The sequence below is a fragment of the Isoptericola sp. NPDC057391 genome (assembly GCF_042668085.1).
GTDB lineage: Bacteria > Actinomycetota > Actinomycetes > Actinomycetales > Cellulomonadaceae > Isoptericola.
Genome location: NZ_JBHVBO010000293.1, coordinates 1 through 3,196, shown reverse-complemented (window position 1 = coordinate 3,196; position 3,196 = coordinate 1). Strand labels below are relative to the sequence as shown.

The window sequence follows — 3,196 nt, the reverse complement described above, 5'->3', positions numbered from 1 at the left end:
CTCTCGCGTCATCCGGTCCGATGACGCGAGAGATCGCATGCTGGAAGGCGATGCCGGGGGACGTCGAGGCGGGCTGCTCGTCGCGGCGGAGGGCGATGACCAGCCGCGATGCCCCGATGTATGCGCAGTCACTATCGTGGGACCGCTCGCACGGCCGTGCGGGCGACGCATGCGGTCAAGGAGTTCCGGTGGCGAAGGCCCCCACGGTGTACGACGTCGCGCAGCGCGCGGGGGTCTCGATCGCGACGGTCTCGCGGGTGCTGCGGCGCCCCGACGACGTGCGCGAGCGCACCCGCACGGTGGTGCACGAGGCGATCCGCGAGCTGGGCTACGTGCCGTCCGGCGCCGCCCGCGGGCTGGCGGCGCGCTCCACCGGCGTGCTCGGCCTGTGCTTCCCCGACGTCGACGGCATCGACGAGGTCGACGACCTGCCCGACCCGGTGCGCGTGGGCGAGGCGGTCGAGGTGGTGCGCGACGTCGGCGGCCCGGTCACGGCGCGCTGGAGCAACCTGTACCTGGGCGAGGTGATGCGCGGCGCGGAGCTGGAGGCGTGGCGCACCGGGCACGCGGTGATGATCGGCGTGGCGCGCGGGCTGCGCCGCGCTCAGGCGGTCAACGAGCTCGCCGGCCGCGTGGACGGGCTCGCCGTGCTGTCGAAGTCGGTGCCCGACGACCTGCTGGCGCACATCGCCCGCCGCGTCCCCGTCGTCGTCATGGCGGGCCCGCCCCAGGACGACGCCTACGACCACATCTCGGTGGACAACCGCGCCGGCACGCGCGCCCTGGTGGACCACCTGATCGCCGACCACGGCCTCCGCGACCTCGCGTTCGTGGGCGGCCCGTTCGACTCCCCCGACGCGTTCGAGCGCTTCCAGGGGTTCCGGGACGCGCTGGCCGCGGCGGGCCTCGAGGTGCCCGACGAGCCGGCCGCGCGCAGCGACTTCACGCGGGCCGGCGCCCGCGACCTCGCCCGCCGGATGCTCGAGACCCACGTGACCGGCCGGGGAGCGGGAGCCACGGGCCACGCGCTCCCCCGCGCGCTGGTGTGCTCCAACGACCAGACGGCCCTCGGCTTCCTCGACGTGCTCACCGAGGCGGGCGTCGACGTCCCGGGCGACGTCGTCCTCACCGGGTTCGACGGCATCGACGCCACGCAGGCCTCGCTCCCCCGGCTCACCACGGTGAGCCAGCCCATGGTCGAGCTGGGCCGCGCGGCGGTGGAGCTGCTGCGCTCGCGGCTCGCCGACCCGTCGGCGCCGGCGGCCACGGTGAACCTGCCCGTGCGCGTGCTGCTGCGCGAGAGCTGCGGCTGCTCGTGACCCGCTCCGCCCGGGGAGCCCAGGGGCGGCGCCCGGGCGCGTGGCCACGGGGTTTGCCGCTCCGAAATGTATGCGCATACACTCGCCGGGACGTCGCACGCCGACCCCGGCGTGCGCGGGCCCTCACAGGAGAGGCCTCGACGAAGAGGAGTGGATGTCCATGACGCGCACAGCGCGCTCGGGGAAGCGTCTGGCCGCCATCGCGGCCACCGTCGCGGTGCTGGCCACGGCCGCCTGCTCGGCACCGGTGCAGAACAAGGGGGACGACGGCGCCGCTGGTGGCGCGACGTCGATGCTCATCGCGGCCGACAACGGCTCGCCGACGTTCGACCGGAACTTCAACCCGTACTCGTCCGGCAAGCGCAACACGACGACGTACCTGTACGAGCCGCTGGTCATCATCAACGAGATGAGCGGCGAGGAGACCCCCTGGCTCGCCACGGGGTACGAGCAGCCCGACGCCAAGACCGTCGTCTTCACCATGCGTGACGGCGTGACGTGGTCCGACGGCGAGCCCCTCACCGCCGAGGACGTCAAGTACTCCTTCGACCTCGTCAAGAAGCACCCCGAGATGGACCTCAAGGGCGCGTGGTCGCACCTCGAGTCCGTCGAGGTGGACGGCACCAAGGTCGTCATGCACCTGCAGACCGAGGACGTCCCGGCCGCCAAGATCCTCGCCCAGCAGCTCATCGTGCCGGAGCACATCTGGTCCGAGGTCGAGGACCCGGTCACCTGGACCAACGAGGAGCCCGTCGGGTCCGGCCCGTACACGCTCGGCGAGTTCACGCCGAACCAGTACACGCTGAAGAAGAACGAGTCGTACTGGCAGGCGGACAAGGTGGCCGTCGAGGAGCTCGTGCAGCCCGCCGCCAACTCCGAGCTGGACATCGTCAACAACGGCTACGACTGGGCCTACGCGTTCATGAGCGACGTCGAGGACACCTGGGTCAAGGCCGACCCCGAGAACAACACCTACTGGTTCCCGGCGGGCGCGGCGATCTCGCTCATCCCGAACATGACCAAGGCGCCGTACGACGACGTCGACTTCCGCAAGGGCATCGCGCTGGCGCTGGACAAGCAGGTCATCGCCGACAAGGCCGAGCAGGGCTACGTCGACCGGGCCAGCCAGACCGGCCTCATGCTGCCCAACCAGGAGGCCGTCCTCGACACGTCGATCCCGAACCAGGGCTACGTCGACCAGGACACCGACGCCGCCCTCGCCTCGTTCGAGAAGGCCGGCTACACGAAGAAGGGCGACAAGCTCGTCGACTCGTCCGGCAAGCCGCTGACGATCACGATCACCACCCCGAACGGCTGGTCCGACTGGTTGCAGGGCGTGGAGCAGGTCAAGAGCCAGCTGACCGCGATCGGCATCGACGTCACCGTCGTGCAGCCGCAGGCCGCGGCCTACCAGAAGGAGCTCCGCACGGGCGACTTCGACATGATCATGGGCACCGTCGGCGGCACCGGCCAGCCGTTCCAGGACTACAACGGCCTCCTGGGCTCCGAGTTCCTGCTGCCCGTCGGCAAGACCGCCGCCGGCAACTTCGGCCGCTTCGAGTCGAAGGAGGCCGACGCCCTGCTCGCCGAGCTCAAGGTGACCACCGACGAGGCGAAGCAGCTCGAGATCACCCACCAGCTCCAGCAGCTCACGTACGAGCAGCTGCCGATGATCGCCCTGTTCTACGGCGGCTCCTGGGGCCTGTTCTCGAACAAGAACTTCACCGGCTGGCCCAGCGCGGAGGACCCCTACGCCTCCCCGAAGACGTGGGACTCCACCCCGCTGCTGATCCTCACGCACCTCGAGCCCGCGCAGGGCTGACCCGGTCAGGTCGTTGTGGGTGGGCTCGTGGCCCTGTTCCGACACGAAACAGGGC

The 3,196-nt window shown here is 71.1% G+C and carries 2 protein-coding genes; both read left to right on the top strand.

Features of this window, described 5'->3' with window-relative positions; genetic code table 11:
- Positions 1-188 precede the first annotated feature (188 nt).
- On the top strand, positions 189-1,319 hold the full coding sequence (locus ACFUVW_RS20370; protein ID WP_430573116.1) for a LacI family DNA-binding transcriptional regulator: 1,131 nt from the start codon (positions 189-191) through the stop codon (positions 1,317-1,319).
- Positions 1,320-1,479: 160 nt separating this feature from the next.
- Entirely contained in the window at positions 1,480-3,141 is a 1,662-nt protein-coding gene (locus ACFUVW_RS20365) for an ABC transporter substrate-binding protein (protein ID WP_430573115.1), read from the top strand.
- Positions 3,142-3,196: the final 55 nt, after the last annotated feature.